The 20,861-nt window shown below is 53.9% G+C and carries 17 protein-coding genes and 1 tRNA gene; 8 read left to right on the top strand and 10 right to left on the bottom strand.

What is annotated here, in order from left to right:
• Positions 1-42 precede the first annotated feature (42 nt).
• Positions 43-1,494 carry a beta-Ala-His dipeptidase gene (gene pepD, locus OCV58_RS02375; protein WP_154876828.1) on the top strand — a complete coding sequence of 484 codons (1,452 nt, stop codon included), beginning with the start codon at positions 43-45 and terminating at the stop codon, positions 1,492-1,494.
• 162 nt (positions 1,495-1,656) lie between these two features.
• Entirely contained in the window at positions 1,657-2,844 is a 1,188-nt protein-coding gene (locus OCV58_RS02370; protein WP_204967131.1) for a PdaC/RsiV family protein, read from the top strand.
• 117 nt (positions 2,845-2,961) lie between these two features.
• On the opposite strand, the gene OCV58_RS02365 is transcribed toward OCV58_RS02370, so the two are convergent.
• The 3 genes from OCV58_RS02365 to OCV58_RS02355 are packed head-to-tail and all read right to left on the bottom strand — an operon-like array spanning position 2,962 to position 5,453.
• Positions 2,962-4,170, bottom strand: coding sequence for an MFS transporter (locus OCV58_RS02365; RefSeq protein WP_154876826.1), 1,209 nt, complete (start codon positions 4,168-4,170; stop codon positions 2,962-2,964).
• 45 nt (positions 4,171-4,215) lie between these two features.
• Positions 4,216-4,827, bottom strand: a complete 612-nt coding sequence (locus OCV58_RS02360; RefSeq protein ID WP_095629562.1) for a hypothetical protein — start codon at positions 4,825-4,827, stop codon at positions 4,216-4,218.
• Between the two features lie 50 nt (positions 4,828-4,877).
• Positions 4,878-5,453 (bottom strand): xanthine phosphoribosyltransferase, encoded by a 576-nt coding sequence (locus OCV58_RS02355; RefSeq protein WP_087478642.1) that lies wholly within the window; start codon positions 5,451-5,453, stop codon positions 4,878-4,880.
• Between the two features lie 183 nt (positions 5,454-5,636).
• Between OCV58_RS02355 and OCV58_RS02350 the strand changes: the two genes are divergently transcribed.
• A complete protein-coding gene (locus OCV58_RS02350) occupies positions 5,637-9,380 on the top strand; it encodes a phosphoribosylformylglycinamidine synthase (protein WP_154876825.1) in 3,744 nt (1,247 codons plus the stop codon).
• Between the two features lie 432 nt (positions 9,381-9,812).
• Here OCV58_RS02350 and OCV58_RS12205 read toward each other — a convergent pair whose 3' ends face one another.
• From OCV58_RS12205 to OCV58_RS02340, 3 genes are all read right to left on the bottom strand, one after another.
• Entirely contained in the window at positions 9,813-10,049 is a 237-nt protein-coding gene (locus OCV58_RS12205) for a hypothetical protein (RefSeq protein ID WP_353866907.1), read from the bottom strand.
• Entirely contained in the window at positions 9,940-10,599 is a 660-nt protein-coding gene (locus OCV58_RS02345; RefSeq protein ID WP_267312757.1) for a helix-turn-helix domain-containing protein, read from the bottom strand. The genes OCV58_RS12205 and OCV58_RS02345 overlap by 110 nt, the downstream gene beginning before the upstream one ends.
• Positions 10,600-10,639: 40 nt before the next feature.
• The gene (locus tag OCV58_RS02340) at positions 10,640-11,716 is read right to left on the bottom strand and encodes an IS30 family transposase (protein WP_154876824.1); all 1,077 of its coding nucleotides are present in this window, start codon (positions 11,714-11,716) and stop codon (positions 10,640-10,642) included.
• A gap of 269 nt (positions 11,717-11,985) precedes the next feature.
• On the opposite strand from OCV58_RS02340, the gene OCV58_RS02335 reads away from it, so the two are divergent.
• The 5 genes from OCV58_RS02335 (at position 11,986) to OCV58_RS02315 (ending at position 16,779) form a co-directional block, all read left to right on the top strand.
• On the top strand, positions 11,986-13,551 hold the full coding sequence (locus tag OCV58_RS02335; RefSeq protein WP_267312756.1) for an autotransporter outer membrane beta-barrel domain-containing protein: 1,566 nt from the start codon (positions 11,986-11,988) through the stop codon (positions 13,549-13,551).
• Positions 13,552-13,699: 148 nt separating this feature from the next.
• A tRNA-Ala gene (locus tag OCV58_RS02330) sits at positions 13,700-13,775 on the top strand.
• Positions 13,776-14,287: 512 nt separating this feature from the next.
• Positions 14,288-14,410 (top strand): hypothetical protein, encoded by a 123-nt coding sequence (locus tag OCV58_RS02325; RefSeq protein ID WP_267312755.1) that lies wholly within the window; start codon positions 14,288-14,290, stop codon positions 14,408-14,410.
• Between the two features lie 876 nt (positions 14,411-15,286).
• Positions 15,287-15,592: a UxaA family hydrolase gene (locus tag OCV58_RS02320; protein WP_107196465.1), complete on the top strand. Its 306-nt coding sequence runs from the start codon at positions 15,287-15,289 to the stop codon at positions 15,590-15,592.
• Positions 15,593-15,597: 5 nt separating this feature from the next.
• A complete protein-coding gene (locus tag OCV58_RS02315) occupies positions 15,598-16,779 on the top strand; it encodes a UxaA family hydrolase (RefSeq protein ID WP_087478197.1) in 1,182 nt (393 codons plus the stop codon).
• 75 nt (positions 16,780-16,854) lie between these two features.
• Here the strand turns inward: OCV58_RS02315 and OCV58_RS02310 are convergent, their stop codons facing one another.
• The 4 genes from OCV58_RS02310 to OCV58_RS02295 form a co-directional block, all read right to left on the bottom strand.
• A complete protein-coding gene (locus OCV58_RS02310; RefSeq protein WP_154876822.1) occupies positions 16,855-17,562 on the bottom strand; it encodes a flavodoxin family protein in 708 nt (235 codons plus the stop codon).
• Positions 17,559-18,527, bottom strand: coding sequence for an epoxyqueuosine reductase (locus tag OCV58_RS02305; protein WP_154876821.1), 969 nt, complete (start codon positions 18,525-18,527; stop codon positions 17,559-17,561). Before OCV58_RS02305 ends, OCV58_RS02310 begins: the two co-directional genes overlap by 4 nt.
• Positions 18,528-18,600: 73 nt before the next feature.
• Positions 18,601-19,107, bottom strand: a complete 507-nt coding sequence (locus tag OCV58_RS02300) for a TetR/AcrR family transcriptional regulator (RefSeq protein WP_267312754.1) — start codon at positions 19,105-19,107, stop codon at positions 18,601-18,603.
• A 139-nt stretch (positions 19,108-19,246) separates the two neighbouring features.
• On the bottom strand, positions 19,247-20,833 hold the full coding sequence (locus tag OCV58_RS02295; RefSeq protein ID WP_154876819.1) for a BCCT family transporter: 1,587 nt from the start codon (positions 20,831-20,833) through the stop codon (positions 19,247-19,249).
• Positions 20,834-20,861 lie beyond the last annotated feature (28 nt).

The raw sequence follows: 20,861 nt of genomic DNA, 5'->3' as shown, positions 1-20,861 counted from the left end.
AATTTGCGTGCTCTATGAGACGATTAAAGGAGGAACTACGTGATGAAAGATAACGAAATTATCGAAGGCGTGCTGAAGGAGTTTGCCGGCCTTGCCAAGTGCCCCCGGCCGTCGCGCCATGAAAAAATAGTCAGCGACTACATCGTAAAGCGCCTGGGAGAGTTAGGCATTACCCAAGTCGTACAGGACGAAGTGTACAATGTCATCGCCGACGTGCCGGCTACGCCGGGCTGTGAAGATCTGGCATTGACCATTGTACAAGGACACATGGATATGGTCTGCGTGTCCAAACCCGGCGTGGATTACGACCCCTTGACCAGTGAAATCAAGCTGGTCCGCGAAGGCAATATCCTGCGTGCCGACGGCACGAGCTTAGGCGCCGACGACGGCATTGCCGTAGCCGTCGCGCTGTACCTGATTCAGCAGCCTGACGTGCAGCACGGCCCGCTGCGCCTCATCTTTACAGTCGACGAAGAAACGGGCATGACCGGCGCGACGCACTTAGACCCGAAATATGTGCAGGACGCCAAATACGTCCTCAACTGCGACTCTGAATACATCGACGTCTTGTGCGTCGGCTCTGCCGGCAGCGTCCATACGCATTTTTACCGCACCTTGACGCGGCGTCAGCCTCAGGGAGTGAAAGCTGTCGCCGTTATGACCAAGGACTTTGTCGGCGGCCATTCGGGCGAAACGATCAACGCCGGCAAGAGCAACGCCATCAAGGCCCTGGCTCATACGCTGCGCCGTTTGACCGATGCCGGCATCGCCTATGAATTGGCATCCATCGACGGCGGCGTAGCGGCAAACGCTATCCCGTCGTCGGCAGAAGCCCTTCTCGTCCTTCCGGATGCCGATACGGCGGCCGTCCAGGCAGTGCTGGACGAAGCGAAGGCGGAACTGGATTTGGTGTACGGCGAAGTAGAAAAGACGGCGGCCATCGTCATGGAAGACCGTCCCATGCCGGAAACGGTATTGGCTGCCGACGACGCCAAGGCCGTCGTACAGCTGCTCCTCATCCTTCACTGCGGCGTGTTTGCCATGAACCAGACCTTGCCCAAGCTGCCGGACTTATCGGCCAACGTCGGCACGATTCGGACGGAAGAAGAACGCGTTGCCATTCAGTATTTCCCCCGTTCGTCCTCCGACGCCCGCCTGCGCGAGTTCATGCAGGTGCTGCCCGTATACGGCGAGCTGACGGGCTGCACCGTCGACATCGCCTCGCCTGAACCGGCATGGACGGAAAATCCCCACAGCCAGCTTCTGCCCATCATTTCGGAAGTATATACGGCTGAAGCAGGCCATGCTCCCCGGGTGGAAGCGATGCACGGCGGCTTGGAAACGGGCTATTTCTACGCCATGAATCCCAATCTCGATATCGTATCGGTCGGCCCGACGACGCATGCCATCCACAGCGCCGACGAATCGCTCGAGCTCGATACGGTAGCCTTATTGGTCCGCATCATCGCCGGTACGCTGCCGAAATTGAAATAAACGAACTCATTACACTGTCGCATCGTCTGGTGCGGCAGTTTTTTTGTAAAAAACTCAGCCTCCTCCATGAAACTTTTTTATAGCAGCTTTTTATCGTTTACGAAATCAATGGCATAGGGTATGCTTAAGGTAACGACACTACTTTTTAAGGGGGCGACGGAGATGAAAGTTATGCGAAATAAAGACGGAGGCTTTGGACGACGTTCCATCTTTTTGCTGCAGGGCTGCCTTATGAAAGCCGCTGCGGCAGCTGCCCTGACGGCGGGTATGGCTGTCCTGCCGGTCAGTGCAGCCGAAGGGGATCTTCTGCCTGCGCCGAAGGTAGTCACGGCCTTGGCCTATGAGAAGGAGGACAGGGACATCGCTGTTTCCGTGAAAATTCCTGAAATACACTGGGGGCCTTCTGTCTCCGCTGCCCGGCAGAAGCAGGTAAACGCCGGCATACGCCGCTTGTGCGAGCAGTATGCTGAAGAAGCAGAAGACTGGGCCCGGCAGTACCGTAAGGCCTTTTTGGAAACAGGCGGCAGCGAAGAGGAATGGAAAGACCACGGCATAGCGGTTTCCGTCAGGTACGAAATCCTGGCGCAGACAGACAACTACTTATCCCTGAGAATTATGGGAACAGACAACTGGAGCCGTGCCCACTATCGGGCGAAATACTATACCTTCGACTGCCAAACGGGACAGACCGTCGCGCTGAAAGATATTTTGGGAGACGAATATCAGACCATTGCCGACGTCAGCATCCGGCGGCAGATGGATCACCGCTGGAACGGCGGGGCTTCGTACGGGACCTTTACGGGCATAGATGAGGACACGCCCTTTTACATCAATGAAAAGGGCAACCCCGTCGTCGTCTTTTCCGCTTATGAAATCGCTCCAGGCAGCGAGGGACGGCCGGAATTTGAAATCATCAGGCCCTATGCCGTCGACAGCCTGTCCGAATTGACAGGGCTGCTGGGGATGAACGATGAGGACACGTCGCGGCTCTTTGGCGGCGGCCGGGAAAATTGGTCGGCAGACCGCACGTTTTTCGTCGGCCGGACCTATGAAATCATGCTGCATGGACAGCCTTGCCGCCTGTTTACGATCTGCAGCAGGGATAAGATTGTAGAGGCCGTGTCCTTGTGGGTCATAGGCGGAGAACGGCCTGTGACGGAAAGGGACGCTGCGGCATGGGCTGCCTATGTCACGACCATGATGGGGACGGAGCCGACGCTGGACCCTGACATTTCCGAAGGCGGAAGCCGCAATCGCCGCTGGAATGCGAAGAAACTCATTGCCGTCATGCACCAGATGCCGGATATCCTTACGATTTCCATCCAGCCGGCTGTCGGAGAGCTGCATTGACGCTGACTCCTGAGGAGAAAGATTGTTGCATAACTGCTATATGTCAGACGTGAAAAAACGCTGCCGCGCCAAGAGCCTTTCCTGACGCAGCAGCGTTTCTGTATATTAAAATATAATTTATCTTTCTTTGGAACGAATCTGCTCCATCTGCCTGTACGAGAACACGCCGGTCCGGCCGATGAGGGCGTAGTACAGGGGAATGGCCGCCAAGGCGATGACGGCGGCTCCGAAGTAGACGCTGGAAAACCCATAGGCCGGCACGAGGCTTCCCAGCATGTAAGGCCCGACGCCGACGCCCAGGTCGACGAAGATGAAAAAGGTCGACGTAGCCAGGCCGATATGGTCTTCCGGCACGCCGTGGATTGCCAGGGCCTGTCCGGACGAGGTGACAGTGCTGTAGCTGAGGCCGAGGAGGACGCCGCCGATGGCAAAGAGGGCATTGCTTTCAGCAAGCCCGACGGCAGCCATGCACAGGGCTAAGATGGCCAGCGTCGGATACATGACGGCGTCGCCGCCGTGGTGGTCCAGAAAGCGGCCGATAATGGGCCGGCTGAAAAACGACGTGACCGAATAGGTGCAGAAGAAAATACTGCCGGCAATGGCCAGATTCAGGGAATTCGTATAGGCCCCGATGAAGCTGAGCACCGTAGAATAGCCGATGCCGCAGAAGAAGGAAATGATGGAAATGGGCAGGGCCTGTACGGAAATGAAACTGTCCCAGCGCAGGGATTTGAGGGCTGCCCTGTCGGCTGCCGTACAGACGTGCTCCGGCGAATGGATGGCGGCAGCCAAGGCAAAGGTCAGCACGGCCAGGCCGATGCACACGTACACGTTCAAGTAGTAGTTTCCGCCGCTGCACAGGGTCATGCCTAAGAAGGGACCCGCCGCCGAAGCCAGCGTGTTGCCCAGGGCATAGTAGCCGATGCCTTCGCCGCGCCGCTTCGGCGGGACGATGGCTCCGACGATGGTGCTGGCCGCCGTGGCGGATATGCCGTAGGCCGCGCCGTGGAGGCAGCGGATGACCAGAAAGGCCGTCAGCGAATGAACGGGGAAATATAATAAGAGCCCCGCCATGTAAATGCCCGTGCCGACGAGGAGGGCTTTCTTGCGCCCTAAGGCGTCGATGACATGGCCCGTGACGATGCGGGACGATAAGGCGCCGATGATGAAGATACCCGACGCCAGCCCGGCCTCGCTGACCGTCGCATCCCAGGTGTGGATGGCAAACTGGGTCGACCACAGCATGAGCTGGTACATGATGACGTAGAGGAGAAAGTTGATGCATACATCAATGGTAAAATCTTTAGTCCATAGCCTGTCGCGCACGACAAGACCTCCTTTGCAAGACGCCCCAGGGGCCGACGGAAGCTTTTAAAAGAGATACTTCGTATCGTAGCTCAGATCCATATACTGGGCGATCGTTTCGTCGTCGAAGCCGTATTCTTCCGATTTGCGCATCCACGAACCGACGCGCATCTGCATCTTCTTTTTGGCCGTCACCGGCTCTTCGTACTCGATGCGCAGCATACGGGCCGCTTCCGATTTGTCTTCGACGCGGACGAAGAGGCCGTGGCGGAAGGTCAGCTCGTAGACCTTGCGGAAGGCGTGGGGCAGCTGAAATCCGAAGGGGACGAAATACTTGTCGATAAAGCCATTTGCGATGAGGATAGAGCCGGAGTAGTCCATGACGTGATTCAGGTCGTACTTCAGGTCTCCTGCCGGCGAGTTGAAGGGGACGGGCTTTACGCCGTCAATGGCCGGCGGCTCCATGCCGTTGTTGTTGGTCAGCAGCTTGTGAAGGGTCAGCATTTTCTCGTCGTTAAAGCCGAAGATAGCCGTGTAGCCCCGCAGGCACGCTTCGTTGTACATGATGGGATGCAGGCCGAACTCTTCGATATTGAAAAAATCTTCTACGTGTTCGACGGCGACGATGCTGAGCTTGAAATCGGCGAAGTCGAAGCCGTCAAAAAACTGAGCGCGCATGGCAGTACCTCCTGTCTATGATGCGCCGGCTCCATTCGGGGGGCGCGAGTTTAATCGGCAAATACCGGGGCGTTGTTTTCAAAGCGGGCGATGCGGGCCAGCGATTCGACGCGCAGGCCTTTAGATTCCAAGGTCTGCCGGCCGCCCTGGAAAGTCTTTTCGACGACGATGCCGATGCCGGCGACGGAACAGCCCGCCTGGGCGGCGATCTCGGTCAGGCCTACGGCAGCGGCGCCGCTGGCCAGGAAATCGTCGATGATGAGGATGGATTCGCCGGCGTGGAGATAGGATTTACCGATAGACGCCGTATACGATTCTTCCTTCGTATAGGAATAAATCGACGCCGTGTACTGCTCGCCGCTCGTCAGGAGCGATTTCTTTTTGCGGGCGAAGACGACGGGCCGGTTGTTCATGGCCAGCGATACGGCGTAGGCTACGGCGATGCCGGACGATTCGATGGTGACAATGCGGTCTACAGGGACATCCTGAAATAGACGGGCAAATTCCTGGCCGACGTGGTTGATGAGCGTCGTGTCGATTTGCTGATTTAAAAAGTTGTCTATCTTTAAAATACGGTTGTCGATGATGATGCCGTCCTGCAGGATGCGCTGTTTCAATTCGTCCATTACGAACCCTCCTAGTAATTATGAAAGTCAAATGTAAACGTACACGTTTAGAATAGTAACAGTCTAATACGAAACCCCAGTCAAGTCAATAATAGAGCTGAATTTCTAATTTACTTATGGAAATAAAACAGGTATACTAGGGGTAGCATTCGATTATGTATATCTTTTTAGGGAGGTCATGACATGCAGTCTATTCGACGTTTGTATGTTGCCAAAAAAGGCGTGTTTGCCGATGAAGCAAAACGCATGCTTGCTGATTTACAGGAAAACCTGCTTATCAAGGGGTTGACCGATATTAACATATTCCACCGCTACGACGTGGCCGGCTTGGACGACGCCGCCTTCGAAGCGGCGAAAACCATGATTTTCTCCGAGCCCCCGGTAGACGCCGTATACGATGAACTGCCTGTCAAAGAAGGCGACACGGTGCTGGCTATCGAATACCTGCCCGGCCAGTACGACCAGCGCGCCGACTCGGCCATGCAGTGCCTGCAGATGCTGACGATGCAGAACGACAGCCTCGTCCGCACCGCCCGGGTCGTCGTATTGTCGGGAGACTTGTCCGACGAAGACGTCGCCGCCATCAAGCATTACTGCATCAACCCCGTCGAAGCCCGCGAAGCGTCCCTCGACCCGGTAGACACCCTGGAAATGGCCTGGGAACAGCCGGCAGACGTCGCCGTCATCGAAGGCTTTACGACGATGGACGACGCCGCGCTGAAGGAATTGTCGGCCCACATGGGCCTTGCCATGAGCTTCGACGACTTGAAGTTCTGCCAGACCTATTTCGGCGAAGAAGAAAAGCGGAATCCGACGGTAACGGAAATCCGCGTCATCGATACGTACTGGTCCGACCACTGCCGCCATACGACGTTTATGACGGAACTGACAGACGTCGCCTTTGAAGACGGCAAGTTCACCGCGCCTATCCAGCGGGCCTACGAAGCGTATAAAACGACGCGGGAAAACCTGAACCGCAAGAAACCCCAGACCCTCATGGACATGGCGACTATCGCCGTCAAAGAGCTGAAGGCTGCCGGCAAGCTCCAGAACCTCGACGAATCGGACGAAATCAACGCCTGCACCATCATCATCCCCGTCGACGTCGACGGCGTGGAAGAAGAATGGCTTCTCCTGTTTAAGAACGAAACGCACAACCACCCGACGGAAATCGAACCCTTCGGCGGCGCGGCAACCTGCCTGGGGGGCTGCATCCGCGACCCCTTGAGCGGCCGTTCCTACGTATACCAGGCTATGCGCGTCACCGGCGCCGGCGATCCCCGTCAGGCCGTAAAGGACACGCTCAAGGGCAAGCTGCCTCAGCGCACGCTGACGACCGGCGCGGCCAAGGGCTATAGCTCCTACGGCAACCAGATCGGCTTGGCGACGGGCGAAGTTAAGGAATATTATAACCAGGGCTTCGTAGCCAAGCGCATGGAAATCGGCGCGGTCCTCGGCGCAGCGCCGCGCTGCAACGTCGTCCGCGAAGCGCCCGTCCCCGGCGATATCATCATCCTTCTCGGCGGCAAGACCGGCCGCGACGGCTGCGGCGGCGCGACGGGCTCGTCGAAGAAGCACACTGTCGAATCCCTGGAAACGTGCGGAGCTGAAGTCCAGAAGGGCAATGCCCTGACAGAACGGAAAATCCAGCGCCTCTTCCGCCGCCACGAAGTGACGGTCCTCATCAAGCGCTGCAATGACTTCGGCGCCGGCGGCGTCTCCGTCGCTATCGGCGAATTGACCGACGGCCTCGACATCAAACTCGACAAGGTTCCGAAGAAATACGAAGGCCTCGACGGCACGGAATTGGCTATTTCCGAGTCGCAGGAACGCATGGCCGTCGTCGTCGCGCCGGAACACGTCGACGAATTCATGAAATACGCTGCAGAAGAAAACCTCGAAGCGACCATCGTCGCCGTTGCGACGGACACAAAACGCCTCGTCATGCACTGGCGCGGCCAGAACATCGTCAACATCACGAGAGCCTTCCTCGATACAAACGGCGTAACCCAGCGCCGCAAGGCCTTCGTCACGGCTCCGGAAGACAAAGATTTCTTTACGGCTCCCGAAGTGACGGACGTCGCCAAAACGTGGCTCGACACGATGGGGACGCTCAACATCGCCTCCGAACAGGGCCTTGCCGAACGGTTCGACAGCACTATCGGCGCCCGTACGGTCCTCATGCCCTTCGGCGGCAAATACCAGAAGACGCCCGTTGAAGGCATGGTCGCCAAGATCCCCGTCATGAACGGCAAGACGACGACGGCCAGCATCTTCACCCACGGCTACGACCCCGATCTGGCGATTTGGAGCCCCTTCCACGGCGCGCTCTACGCCGTCGTCCAGTCCATCGCCAAGCTCGTGGCTCTCGGCGGTGACCGCAAGAAGGTCTATTTGACCATGCAGGAATTCTTCCAGAGCCTCGGCACGAACGAAAAGGCCTGGGGCCAGCCTGTCAGCGCCCTTCTCGGCGCCTATATCGCCCAGAAAGAAATGGGCGTTGCGGCCATCGGCGGCAAGGACAGCATGAGCGGCACCTTCGAAAACCTGACGGTTCCGCCGACCCTCGTATCCTTTGCCATCGTTCCCGAACATACGAAGAATATCGTTTCTCCTGAATTTAAACAGCCCGGCAATGCCGTGCTCCTCTTCGACCTGCCCCGCGACGGCGAAGGCGTGCCCGATTTCGACGCTTTCAAGGCGAATTGCGATTTCCTCCACGAAGCCGTAGTAGCCGGCAAGGTTAAGGCGATGCACGCCGTCGGACAAGGCGGCGTTGCCGCGGCTATCGCCCAGATGGCCTTCGGCAACGGTCTCGGCGTAGAAATCGACAGCTCCTTCAGCGCTCAGGAACTCTTCAACCTCCGCTACGGTGCGATTGTCGTCGAAGCCAATACGGACGACGCCGTCGAATGGGTTCGCCGCGACAACGTGTGCCGCGTCGGCCTGACCCGCGGCAACGGCCTCATGGAAATCGGCGATGTGAAGATTGCCTTAGCCGACCTGCAGAAGGCTTGGGAAGAACCGCTGAACGGCGTATTCCCCATCAAGAGCGAAAGCGGTGAAGGCGACGCCGAGCTGCCCTTGTTCACGACCTACGGCCCGCGCCGCAGCGAATCCTTCGGCAAGCCCCGTGTCTTCATCCCTGTATGCCCGGGCACGAACTGCGAATATGACTCGGCCGAAGCCTTTGAACGGGCCGGCGCAGTAGCGGACGTCATGGTCCTGCGCAACAACACGGCGCAGGACTTGGCCGAATCGATCGACGAAATGGCCAAGCGCATCGCCCAGGCCCAGATCATCATGTTCCCCGGCGGCTTCAGCGCCGGCGACGAACCGGAAGGCTCGGGCAAGTTCATTGCGACATTGTTCCGCAACCCTGCCCTTACGGAAGCCCTCGAATCGCTCCTGTATCAGCGCGACGGCTTAGCCCTCGGCATCTGCAACGGTTTCCAGGCCCTCATTAAGCTGGGCCTCCTGCCCTACGGCCACGTACAGCCCTTGAAGGCCGACAGCCCGACGCTGACGTACAATACCATTGGCCGTCACCTGTCCCGCATGGTCGACACCAAGGTCGTATCGGTCATGAGCCCCTGGTTCAGCAACGTCAAGGCCGGCGACGTCCACACCGTGGCCATTTCCCACGGCGAAGGCCGCTTCGTCGCCTCGCCGGAACAAATCCGCGAATTAGCCGCCAAAGGCCAGATTGCCACGCAGTACGTCGACCTGTCCGGCAAGGCGACCTATGACAGCGAATACAACCCGAACCAGTCGGTCCTCGCTGTCGAAGGCATTACCAGCCCCGACGGCCGCGTCCTCGGCAAGATGGCCCATACAGAACGGTTCAGCGCCGACGACATCTTCGAAAACATCAGCGGCAACAAACTCCAGCCCATCTTCGCTGCCGGCGTAGCATATTTTAAATAAAACAGAATATAACATAATATAGAAAAACGCCCTGCTTCTGACGCGGAAGCAGGGCGTTTTGTATCATAGTTCATATTTTTATTGCAGATTAGACTATTATTATGGGGGTAAAAACCGTCGCGCAGGATATTATTTGTGAAAAAATAAACAATAAAGTCTATTTCTAAGCGTGGTTAGGACAAACGTTGCAAAAGGCCATGATATGCCGATAGGATGATGCACAGGGTATATCATGGCTTTTTTGCTGCATATTAGACAATGCAATTATACATTGGATAGACAGATATACTTTGGCTGTTATTGTGAAAATAGAAACTTGCCAAATAAAATGACAAAATATCATGACATCCATGTCAAAATGTGTCGAGGATTTGTGTATATAATTCAACTATTTGTATAGGTAAATTGCAAGTTGAATTTGAACAACCATAATCAGGAAACACACTCACTAGCATAAACTTCATCGAGGAATGCATCAAATAGCTCTGACGGCGTATGGTAGCCCAAAACACGCCGTGGGCGCTGGTTCAGCGTATCTGCCATGTTCAGGATATCCTCATCAGAGAACCGCTCCATGGACATGCCCTTTGGGATGAAATCCCTCAGCAGGCCATTGTGGCGTTCGTTCTGAGCCCGCTCCCATGAGCTGTACGGATGTGTAAAGTATATCTTGGTACCTGGAGCGGCCCTTCATACGTTTGTTCTTACGCACCCATTTGCGGCGGCGTTTGTGCTTCAAGACCTGCGGTACCTCGAAGAGTGACAGTGGAAGTTTGTTAGCCCAAAGCATGTTGTAGAGCGTCTTGGTACAGGGAATCTGTTCCGGAGTAAATAGCTTATTTCGCCTAGCATAGCCAACGCAGGCATCTAGTGACCAGCGTTCCTGGCGGACTCGTTCCACCATCCATTGGATAAACAGCTCGCAGTCGTCATGATCGATTTTACAAGGCTTCCTGGAGTTCTTGCGATTCTCTGCATAAGCCTTCTGACCGCGCTTTGCCATATACTGAGGGGCACGACCGTGCTTGCTTTTCCGATCCGGCGTTCCACGCCGAAGTTCATAGAAAACAGTCGTATGAGCACATCCTACTGCAGCAGCGATGTTGCGAAGGGAAAGCCCCTGGCGATGCAGGGCCTGAATCATGCCACGTTCCTCCAAAGAAAGATGGCGGCCGGGTGTACGTACGTCCTCAATTGTGTTAGAATGGATGTGATCCATAGTGANTGGTAAATTGCAAGTTGAATTTGAACAACCATAATCAGGAAACACACTCACTAGCATAAACTTCATCGAGGAATGCATCAAATAGCTCTGACGGCGTATGGTAGCCCAAAACACGCCGTGGGCGCTGGTTCAGCGTATCTGCCATGTTCAGGATATCCTCATCAGAGAACCGCTCCATGGACATGCCCTTTGGGATGAAATCCCTCAGCAGGCCATTGTGGCGTTCGTTCTGAGCCCGCTCCCATGAGCTGTACGGATGTGTAAAGTATATCTTGGTACCGAGGTTCTCGAACTGCGATAAGTTCTCAAACTCTGGACCGTTATCGGCCGTCATCGTCTTAAAGATCTGGCTGAAGTACTCTGCGCCATATCGCTCCTGCAACTGTGCAAGAGCAGCTTCAACGCCGGCGCAGGTACGTCCAGGAATTCGGATAGCGATGTAGTTGCGCGTAACCTTTTCAACAGCGGTGAAGACTACTGCTTCACGACCTGCGCGCCGACCAACGACCGTATCCACTTCCCAGTGGCCCATCTCGGTACCATCATCGACGACGGCAGGACGTTCCTCAATGGAGCGACCCTTCATACGTTTGTTCTTACGCACCCATTTGCGGCGGCGTTTGTGCTTCAAGACCTGCGGTACCTCGAAGAGTGACAGTGGAAGTTTGTTAGCCCAAAGCATGTTGTAGAGCGTCTTGGTACAGGGAATCTGTTCCGGAGTAAATAGCTTATTTCGCCTAGCATAGCCAACGCAGGCATCCAGTGACCAGCGTTCCTGGCGGACTCGTTCCACCATCCATTGGATAAACAGCTCGCAGTCGTCATGATCGATTTTACAAGGCTTCCTGGAGTTCTTGCGATTCTCTGCATAAGCCTTCTGACCGCGCTTTGCCATATACTGAGGGGCACGACCGTGCTTGCTTTTCCGATCCGGCGTTCCACGCCGAAGTTCATAGAAAACAGTCGTATGAGCACATCCTACTGCAGCAGCGATGTTGCGAAGGGAAAGCCCCTGGCGATGCAGGGCCTGAATCATGCCACGTTCCTCCAAAGAAAGATGGCGGCCGGGTGTACGTACGTCCTCAATTGTGTTAGAATGGATGTGATCCATAGTGATTGCTCCTTTGTTGATGATTTCTCGCAAAACCATTTTAACATGAAGCTTCACTATGGATTTTTGTTTTTTTGATTACCTGTTCAAATTCATTTTACAATTAACCTTTTAATGATGAAACTACAATAACGATTAATAATCCATCTGGAATGGCTATAGGCGTTTTTTGTTCAGGAGCAGGTAATCCCTTTGACAATAATGTCGATGCAATCGTTAATTTCAGAGATAATGTATATATTGACACGAATGGTGCTGGGATAGATTCTGTGGCTATTTTAGCTCAAGATGATAGTATTGTAGATATTTCAAAAGCAGAACTTTCGAATACCGCTGAAAATGCAGTACATGGCGTAATTAAAGGAGCTATCCAAGCCGGAACGGGAATTGACGGGGACAAAGGCCTTGTTAATTTAAATTTTACCGGTGATGATAGTTTAATTGAAAGCGATATAAAGATTGCTAATAATGATGCGGTTGCAGATTTGGCACTTCACAATGGAGCGGTGTGGAAACCTACTGGGTTAGCCGGTGGTTCTCTTTTAACGAATTTATCAATGAATGAAGGTGTGGTTGAGCAAACCAATGCAGGTACTATAGCCATTCGTAACTATTCCGGCAACGGCGATATTAATTTTTCTGCCGCAGATACTGATACAGACGGTATTTTAAATTTAGCTAACACAGGTGATGTAATAATTGGCGATGCCGGAAAAGGTTCTTCGGTTAATTTAGGCATAATTAATAACACTGTTAATACATTGGATATTGAAAAAACGGAAGAAAACTTAAATGCTATTGCCAATAAAATCTTTTACGATGCGAATGACGGTAACTTGGACGGCAAAGTCACGGTAAAAGAAGGGCTTATCACTCCGGAAGCCAGTGGGGACTTGCGGTTTGACGCCAATAGCCAAGGCTACGTTGCGAACATTACCGGCGGCAATCGAGTAACGAAGACCATGGACGCCATGAAGCACATTGCCGAAACGGCTATCGTCGCATGGCGGCAGGAAGACAGCACCTTGAGCCAGCGTCTCGGCGATCTGCGCGAGAGCGACGGCGGACAGGGGATCTGGGTCCGCATGAGCCGCGGCGAATTTAACTACGACAGCCAGTATGAAAACCAGTATAATTTTTTCCAGCTTGGATATGACTGGGCTCGTGGAAACTGGCATTACGGCGCGGCAGTAAGTCATAACGACGGCGAAACGACGTATGCCCAGGGCACAGGCGAAAACCGCAGCACCTCCCTGAGCCTGTACGGCACATGGCTGGGCCGTAAGGGACACTATGCCGACATCGTGCTGAAGCAAGGGCGTCTGAGCAATGAGTTTGACATTTACACTGATGCAGGCCACACGCACGGCGACTACGACATGTGGGGAACGAGCCTCAGCGGCGAATATGGCCGGAAAATTGATCTCAAAGACGGCTGGTACGTCACGCCGCAGGCTCAGATGACCCTTATGCGCATCGGCGGAGAAGATTTTACGACGAATAACGGGATTCACGTCCGTCAGGACAGCCTGGAAAGCGCTGTAGGTCGCGTAGGGGTTGAAGTGGGCAAAGCCTTTGACAAAAAAGGCAGCATATATGCTAAAGCCAGCTTGCTGCATGACTTCGCCGGCAGCGCCGACACGTATTTAAGTCTGAAGGGATTGAGCAACAGCTACAGTCAGGACATTGGCGATACGTGGTGGGAAGCTGGCCTTGGGTTTAATTATAAAGTGAACGACAGCAGCTATCTATATGCCGACGTAGTGAAAACCTTCGGCGGAGATGTAGAAACGCCGTGGCAGTGGAATGTCGGCATGCGGTGGGCCTTTGTCTGATTTGAAAAACTTCTGAGGCTGCTAAACCACCTCTTTGACTTCTAGCTGAGCTATCAGGTTGATCGTATGCAAGGACTCAACATATTAGGAAAAAATCCCTTGCAAAATGCGTTTCCCTATGCTATAATACTCCTTGTCAAACACACATGGGGGTATAGCTCAGCTGGGAGAGCGCTTGAATGGCATTCAAGAGGTCAGCGGTTCGATCCCGCTTATCTCCACCAGAAAAAAGAGGCTTTACTGTTTTTGAAAACGGTAAAGCCTCTTTTGCGATATGGGAAAGAATAGGATGATTTTATGTGCGGCATTTTGTGAAGTTCGATGTATGGAGCGATCAATATGAAACAGAAGATTCACGGCAACGTATTGACTCCCTGCATTGGTGCTGATATACTACAAATAGGCAACGATATGAGTAAAATGTGCTGTAAAAAACACCCTGGGAAGCGGCAACTTCCCAGGGTGTCTTGCTATGTGCTGGTTACTCTGTTAACGGTATCTATCCAGCCACTTACAAATGCAGGCGGCAACTACATTTGCTCCGACAGATACAAAAAACGATATGAGTAAATCGAACATGCTGCTTACCCCCTTTCCGTTACCGGTATAGGGAGAGTAACGCCAATATTATACCATGACCGGCGCATAAAACATATCCGTCAAGATGACGGGCGAGCCCTTGCAGCGAAAGAGGGGAGCTCCTTTTCTGCCCTTTTTGCAGGAAATAAGGCGAAATATGGCGCGGTTATGTGATTTTATCGCAAGCGACAACGCCGTGAGTGAAGGCTATTGCCGCCGTCGGCTGCCGAAGATTATCGAAACGCTGGCCGTAATGATGTTTGGGCCTAAGGCCATGTAACGTGTTGGCGGTCGGAAATTCGGATACCAAAGCAACAGCAGGGCACCGCCTGGTATTGCGAATGCGAACGAATAGAAATATTCGCGGCGATGTATTGACGCCCGGCATTGGTGCTGATATACTAAAGGTGAACCGTAAAGGCATGGAAACATAACGAACCCCACAAGGTCTAGGCCACCTTGTGGGGTTCTGGCGTTCTTTACGGTGAACGCTGCACCTAGGCTAGTTGCTTATCTCACGCAGAAGCACGTCTAACCATTTGCATAGGTAGTAGGCCACTACACTAGCCGCGACGGCTTCCAAAAATCGTAAAGGCATTGAAACACTCCCCCTTTCCGTTGCCGGTATGGGGTAAGCAACGCCACTATTATACCATGACCGGTGCATAAAACATACCTGTCAAGATGACGGGCGAGCCCTTGCAGCGAAAGAGGGTTGCTCCCTTTCTGCCCTTTTTTTGCAGGAACGACGCTGATATGGCGGCTATGCAGCGCGGTATCATATATTTCTGATGCATAGGATTCACTGGAATGACGACGGTGAGTCCTATTTTTTTGCGGTATGTTTTGTATAGATTTATTTGCGGCAGGATGTATACGCGATGTCGGGCATAAAATGCTGTAGGATAGTTGTACGGCATATATAAATAGTAATTCAGAAAAGTAATTTAAAATATGATGAGTTCATAATGTTCACAATAAATTATTTAAGTGATATACTGGGTTTAAGAATAATTCAATCGTCGCTGCGGCAGGTTGGAAAAGGCTATTGCTGCAGCTAGGGCAGCTTACAGGGACTGCGGCTGGAGATAGGAGCGTGATGCGGAATTTTGCGTACGTAGGGTTTGTTCTGATAGACGAGACAGGAGGGACGCTTATGGATTTGAAATTGGCTTTAAAGATTGACGATTTGGATAACGTGGCGACTATTTTTGCTGAAGGTATTCAGAAGGGGATGGACGTCGAAGTGCGCGATAAAAAGGGACACGCGGAGATTATACGGGTAAACGACGATATCCCCTATGGCCATAAAATTGCCTTGAGGGATCTGCATCAGGGCGATTTCATCATGAAGTACGGCGAATGCATCGGGACGGCCAGCTGCGATATTGCAAAGGGCGATTACGTGCACGTCCACAATTTAGAAGCGCGCCGCGGCAGAGGAGATATTGCAGGGAGGTAATGAGTATGAGCAAGTATACATTTCAGGGCTATCGCCGCGCCGACGGCAAAGTAGGGGCACGCAATCTGGTCGCCGTCATTCCCAGCGTCATCTGCGCCAACGACGTAGGACAAGCGATTTGCCGGCAGGTTCAGGGAACGATCGGGTATTTTCATCATCAGGGCTGTTGTCAGCTGCCCATAGACTTAAAGCGCGTAACCGACGTGTTGTCCAACTTGGGACAAAGCCCGAACGTCGGCGCGGCCTTAATCGTCAGCCTCGGCTGCGAAGGGACGGATCACGAGCGGATGGTAGAGGAAATCCGGGCCTGCGGAAAGCCCGTAGACATCATCCGGATTCAGGAACTGGGCGGCACGTCGCGGGCCATTCAGGCCGGTATCGATGCGGCCCAGCGGATGGTCATGGAGATTTCCAGCTGCCAGCGGGAAGAAGTCGATGCCTCGGAAATCATGATGTCCATCAAGTGCGGCGCTTCCGACGCGACGTCGGGCCTGGCTTCCAATGCCGTCATCGGCTATGTGGCTGATAAGCTGGTCGACCTCGGCGGGACGGTCATCTTCGGCGAAACGACGGAATTCATCGGCGGCGAACATATCCTGGCAAACCGCGCCGTCGGCGGGCCCGACGGTCCCGTAGGGCAAAAGATTTTCGACATCGTAAACCGCATGGAAGAACGGGCTAAATCGGTAGGCGAAGACATGCGGGGCGGCCAGCCGACGCCGGGAAATATTGCCGGCGGCCTGTCCAGCATAGAAGAAAAGAGCCTGGGGGCTATCGTAAAATCGGGGCACCGTCCCATTCAGGGCGTGCTGGAGTACTGCGACCGCGCCGATGGCCTGAAGGGCCTGTGGATTAAAGACGCGCCGGGCCGGGAGCCGGAAATTCTGACCGGCATGGCCTGTACGGGCGCGCAGGTCATGATGTTTTCTACGGGCCGGGGCGCGCCGCAGGGCTTCCCGTCCATGCCGGTCATCAAGATCTGCGGCAATCCCAATACGTACGAACGGATGCAGCATGACATGGACTTAAATGCCGGACGCATCCTGCTGGGGCAGAGCCACATTGAAGAAATCGGCGAAGAAGCCTTCAAGCTGCTGCTGGAAGTGCTGTCGGGCCGGATGACGAAAAACGAAGCCTTAGGGTACTTTGGCTCTATGGATATTTTCTGCGTCGGGCCGGTTATTTAATACGGCTATATTGTATGGCATGGAAATACAAATCCCTGACCTCTCTGCTGAATGCAGATGGGGCAGGGATTTTTTTTACTGCGCCTTGGTTTCCGGCGCGAGGCTGTTGATCATGGCGATGTACGTTTCATTCGGCACCAACGGAGATTCAAGCTGCCGAACGGTCTCTGCTGAAAGCTGTCCCGTTTTGCCGTATTCTATGCCGGCTTCGTGCAGTCGGGCGAATAAGGCTTCTTTCAGCGGCTCGATTTCCGGAGCTGATGCGTCCAGCAGGGCCGTTTCACAGATGCAGGCCATGGCCGGATGCTTTAAGTATATCTGCATCAGCGTTTTTACGGCGGCAAAATTATCGGGATAATAAGGGTATCCGCCGCCGACGATGACGACGTGCTTCTTCGCCGTCAGGTCGAAGGTGCGTTCGTGTTCTACATACGTCTTGCCTTGGGTCATGTTGATTTTTAAAAAGGCGATGGTTCTGTCCCATATGGCCTTTAAGGAGGCGGGGAGGCCGTGGCAGTGGAGAGGGAAGCTCCAGACGATGACGTCGCTTTCCTTCATGGCGGCCAATATATCGTTCATGTCGTCATCCTGGATGATGCACTGGCCGTCTTGGCGAAACCAGCACGACAGGTCGCCCTGGCAGTATTTGACGTGCTTGTCGTACGATGAAATGTATTGGATATGTCCCGGTTCTGTCTGGCACAGGCCGCTGAGAAAGGCCTTCGTCATATCCAAGGTCGTGCTGTGCGCCTTAGGGCTTCCGTTTAACACGAGGATGTTCATTGCTGCATTACTCCTTTCGCTAAATACTCCAGTACGCGCGATGCCGACGTTTTGAGGGTCTGTACCTGGTCTGGGGAAACGTGAAGATCTGTTTTGGGAATTACATATCGGCGCAGAACCGTATCTGACGCAGCGACGATGTTTTCCGGCTGCAGCAGCGGTTCGAGTTCCTGCAAGCCGGGAAATTCTTTGCCCTGGCTCCAGTCGTGGCGGTTATAAGGGCAGGCGTCCTGACAGGCGTCGCAGCCGCACAGCCAGGTCGTAAACTGGTCGGCTGTGCGGTGCGGCGGAACGGCGCCTTGCCCGAAGGTCGTCCAAAAGGACGTGCAGGACAGGGGATTCATCGTATACGGCGCGGACAAGGCCTTTGTCCGGCAAGCCTTTTGGCAGAGCGTACAGCTGTCGGCGCAGGGGCGCAGCCGGCATTCATGCGTGTACTCGCAGAGCTGGTCGATGAGATAGCCTTCCAGCTCGTAATAGGAGCCCTTTTCCCCGTAGAAGAAATTGTTTTTTCTGAAAATTCCCAGGCCTGCGGCGACGGCTGCGTAGCGTAGCGGTATGATGCGGGCCGGCGCGTTCGTTTCTCCGCCTTCGAAGCGAAGGCCCTGCTCGGCCAGCCAAGCTTCAAAGCGCAGCTTCTGCCGGTGGGCTTCGCAGTCCGGCACCGTGTCGGGAGACAGGAGGAAGGCCTTGCCGTACAGTCCCTGCAGCGAGAGGGGATAGCGGTACGCTCCTAACCATGTGATGCAGACGACGACCGATTTTGCCCAGGGATATAGCTCTCGGACTGCCGCCAGATGTTCTATATCCTGGTAAACGGGCCGGCTTTGGGGAACAGCTTCTTCCCTCTCCTGCAAACGCTGCTTATAGCCGTCCAGGGCCGATATGGGAATGATTCCGCAGTTATCAAATCCGCAGGACAGGGCTGTTTCGTAGATGGCTTGGGCAAGAGAAGAACGACTCATAATATCACCTCTTATATAGAATGAATTTTGCGGTATTCCCGGTACGTGCCGATGAGCTGGGCTTCCAAATTTTTTATGTATATAGGATCTTTGCTGATGCGGTATCGCAGCAGTTCGCCTTCGTAGATAGAAAACAGGCGGTCGGCCAGAGTGGATGAATGGGACGAAGGGATTCCCGACTGCTCCAGCACGCGGCGACATTTTCTAAGGCGGCGGCGTAGCATGGCGAGATGTCGGGCTCGGCAAAGGCGATTTCCATGCCTACGACGGCGAAGGGACAGCCGTAATGCCTTCCGTCGGCGGCGTCCTTCAGCATGCGGGAGGAAAACTGGCGGACAAATTCCTCCCACTGCGTATCCTGGGACAGTTCCTGAAGCCACTCGAAAATGACTTGCTGGTAATAGGAAATCACTGCGGCGGCAAGCTCTTTTTTCGTCTTGAAATAGAAATAAAAGGAACCCTTCGTCATTTTTGACTCTTGAAGAATTTTATTGATTCCCGTCGCGTTGTAGCCGTCGTGCCAAAAGAGGCGGGCCGCGCATTCGATTAAATGGTGTTTAGACTGGTCGCCTTTTTTCATTCCTTCACCTTCCTTCGTAATGTATCTGACACCGGAATAGACCGATTGGTTTATTTTGTCAATGCTGACATACAAAGGGGCTGCATAATCTTTCTTTTGGATTATGCAGCCCCTTGTGTTTAGCAGCTGTATATTGTTTTTACGAATTCTCTTCATAGGAACGGAAGGGCGCGTTTTTCGGCGGATATGTTTCCGGCTTGATATACAGCCCCATTTCCCGCTGCTCGTGGGACAATTCGATATATAAGGCGATCATCATCAAAATGACGATAAAGGAAAAGGGAAAGGCCGCGATGATCATGGCGTTTTGCAGTGCCGCCAGCCCGCCGATGGTCAGGAGCAGCCCGGCGATGAGGGACACCAAGAGGCCCCAGACGATTTTTACGCTGTCGTGCGGCACGAGGCTGCCTTTTTCAGACAGCATGGACAACACAAAGGTGGCGGAATCAGCTGACGTGATGAAAAAGATAAACAGCAGCAATACGGTTATCACCGAGAGGGCCGTACTGGCCGGGTAGGCCTGGAGTATGCCGAATAATACCTGCTCTGACGGCATCTGGGCGATCTGCGGATAAACCGCATAGGTTTCGCTGGCAAGGATTCCGAATACGGAAAACCAGAGAAAGCTGAAAAGCGTCGGGATAAGCAGTACGCAGGTCAGGAATTCGCGGATTGTCCGGCCCTTCGAAATGCGGGCGATGAACATGCCGACAAAGGGCGACCACGAAAGCCACCAGGCCCAGTAGAAAATCGTCCACTGTTCAATCCATTCTTGCCGGACGGCATTGAAGGCGCCGGTGCGGAAGCTCATGCGGACAACATTTTGCAGATACGAGCCCAACGTGTCTACTAAGGTGTTTAAAATATGTACTGTCGGACCTAAGAATAAGGCCGCGGCGACTAAAAAGACGGCCAGGGCGATATTGATGTTTGACAATATGCGTACACCCTTATCTACGCCGGAGACGGCAGAAAGGAGAAACAGTATCGTAGCAGCCGCGATGATACCGAGCTGCAGCTGCAGTGTGTTGGGGACCTGGACGAGATACTGCAGGCCGCTGCCGATCTGCGCCGCTCCAAATCCTAAGGTCGTGGCGACGCCTAAGGCTGTCGTGATAATACAGACGTAGTCTACCAATTTTCCGGGAAACCGTTCCATTGTCCGGCCAAATAACGGCTTTAAGGTCATCGACAGGAGGCTCGGTTCCTTTTTGCGGAATTTAAAATACGCCAGCGCTAAGGCGACGACGGCATAAATCGCCCAGGCGTGAATGCCCCAGTGAAAGAAGGTGTAGCGCAGGGCATCGGCCAGCGCTTCCTGGCTTCCCGGTTCGGCCTGAGGCGTGGCGACAGCGAAATGAGACAAGGGCTCCGCCGCGCCGAAAAAGACGAGTCCAATGCCCATGCCGGCAGAAAAGAGCATGGCCAACCAGGACAGGCGCGAATATTCCGGTTTAGAGCCGGGATTTCCTAAACGGATGCGGCCCATAGGCGTAAGTATAAAAAATAGACAGAGCGCCACGATGGCCGATACTAACAATAAATAGTACCAGCCGAAATGACTGATGATCGAGTAGCTCAGGTGATTGGTCAGAGCTTGCAGCGGCACGGGCAAGGCGGCGGATACCAGCGCCATCAGAATGACCGAACCGGCAGCTGATAAAAATACGCCTGTCGGGGTATAGCGGCGGCGTATGCTGGAATATGCTTGTTTTAGTTCTTTCATATAAAACCTCCTTTTGTGGATAAAAAAA

This window comes from Megasphaera stantonii (assembly GCF_025567065.1).
GTDB classification, from domain to species: domain Bacteria; phylum Bacillota; class Negativicutes; order Veillonellales; family Megasphaeraceae; genus Megasphaera; species Megasphaera stantonii.
This window is presented reverse-complemented; position numbering and strand designations above follow the sequence as displayed.